This window comes from Janibacter sp. CFPM2_SD2, from assembly GCF_057364645.1.
Window position 1 is genome coordinate 1 of the sequence record NZ_JBNFOF010000330.1, and the last position, 1,697, is coordinate 1,697.

At 72.8% G+C, this 1,697-nt stretch carries 3 protein-coding genes; 2 read left to right on the forward strand and 1 reads right to left on the reverse strand.

What is annotated here, in order from left to right; all coding sequences use genetic code 11:
- Window positions 1–758: LysR family transcriptional regulator (locus AC2W7J_RS17980; protein ID WP_485984119.1), on the reverse strand; the 758-nt coding region annotated here is incomplete at its 3' end.
- A gap of 81 nt (window positions 759–839) precedes the next feature.
- Between AC2W7J_RS17980 and AC2W7J_RS17985 the strand changes: the two genes are divergently transcribed.
- Both AC2W7J_RS17985 and AC2W7J_RS17990 read left to right on the forward strand, forming a co-directional pair.
- Window positions 840–1,031 (forward strand): hypothetical protein, encoded by a 192-nt coding sequence (locus AC2W7J_RS17985; protein WP_255184890.1) that lies wholly within the window; start codon window positions 840–842, stop codon window positions 1,029–1,031.
- 139 nt (window positions 1,032–1,170) lie between these two features.
- Window positions 1,171–1,697, forward strand: a 527-nt coding sequence (locus tag AC2W7J_RS17990; protein ID WP_485984121.1) for a DUF3662 domain-containing protein, incomplete at its 3' end; no start/stop codon positions are given.

Here is a 1,697-nt window from a genome sequence, read left to right on the forward strand (position 1 = left end):
CGGTGCGGCGAGCGCGCCAGCCGCGGGAGCACGCACACGCCGACGCCCGCGGCGACAAAGGCCATCGCCGTGTGGTGGTCGTCGGAGCGGGCGACGTAGTTGGGGGCCACGCCCGCAGCGGCCGCGGCCCGGTTGATGATCTGCGTGCACATGCTCTCGACGCGGTCGTCACGGATCCATGCCTCGCCCTCGAGGTCGAGCAGCCCGATCTCGCCACGCCCGGCGAGCGCGTGGTCACGGGGCACGACGCAGACATAGGCCTCCTCGGCGAGCACCCGGCGGCAGCGGCCGGGCGTCTCCGGCACCTCGGCCTCGGGGTCCTCGACCCGGATGTCGATGTCGGCACGCAGGCCCTGCTGCTGCGCGGCCGACTCGTTGAGCGCGAGGTCGATGACCAGGCCCGGGTACTCCTCGCGCAGCCGGCGTACGACCCCGGGCACCCACTCCTGCGCCGCCGAGCTGAAGGACGCGATCTCGAGGCCCCCGGTGTGCCCCGAGCGCAGGTCGGCGACCATCCCGGTGAGCCGGGCGAGGTTGCCCATGAGCTCCTCCGACTCGGTGGCGAGCAGCCGGCCCGTGGCGGTCGGCACGATGCCGCGACCAGCCTTTTCAAACAGGGTCAGCCCGGTCTCGCGCTGCAAGGCGGTGATGTGCTGGCTGATCGTCGACGGCGTGTAGCCGAGATGGCGGGCGGCGGCCTGCACGGAGCCGCTGGCGACGACGGCGCGGAAGACCCTGAGACGGTTGACGTCGAGCATCCGCCAACCATACGCCTGCACCGAACGATCCGTCGATAATCTTCGCTTGTCCCCAACGGTTGCGCGGAGGACCGTGGAGGCATGAGCCGCTTCCGATTCCCCTTCGACCCGACCGCCCCCGCCGACCGTGACGACGTCCGCCTGACCGCCGAGCTCCAGGCCATCGCCCAGGACGAGACCCGCACCCCCGCGCGCCCCGAGCCGACCCGTCGGTCGCGCCGCGGGCACTCCCTTCGCCACGCCCTCCGGCCGAGGGCGCTGCGCCTGCACTGAACACGAAACGGAGACGGGCCGCGCACGCTGCGCGGCCCGTTTCCGTTGTCGCGGCGCGGGGTACAGGCATCGCCCAGAGTCAGACGTTAGGCTCGCCGCACCTGTGACCGTGATGACGTCTGCCCGAAGGGAGGAGCGCGTGAGCCTCTTCGAACGCATGGAGCGCAAGCTCGAGCGCACCGTCAACGGCGTCTTCGCGCGCGCCTTCCGCGCCGAGGTCCAGCCGCTGGAGCTCGCGTCCGCCCTGCGCCGCGCGATGGACGACCGCGCCACGATGCTCGGCCGCGGCCGCACGATCGTGCCCAACCTCTTCACCATCGAGCTCGCGCCGAGCGACTACGAACGGCTCACCGAGTTCGACGAGGAGCTCGAGGACGAGCTCGTCGCCGCCGCCCAGGAGCACGCCGACTCGCAGCGCTACCAGCCCGGCGGCCCGCTGCAGGTCCTCTTCGACGAGGACGAGGAGCTCGAGACCGGCGTCTTCCGCGTCCGCCCGGCCACCGCCCGGCAGCGCGTCGAGCGCGCCGACCAGGCCCGCGTCTACGCCGACCAGCAGTCCGGCGACGACGACGCCTACGACGAGTACTCCGGCGGCTGGGACCTCGACGACGCCCACGGCGACGACGAGCCCGACGACCACGACCACCACGCCGTCGCCGCCGCGCC

What these genes read in the sequence shown, in the direction of transcription:
- AC2W7J_RS17985 (WP_255184890.1), top strand. Translation starts at nt 840, where the DNA reads ATGAGCCGCTTCCGATTCCCCTTCGACCCGACCGCCCCCGCCGACCGT.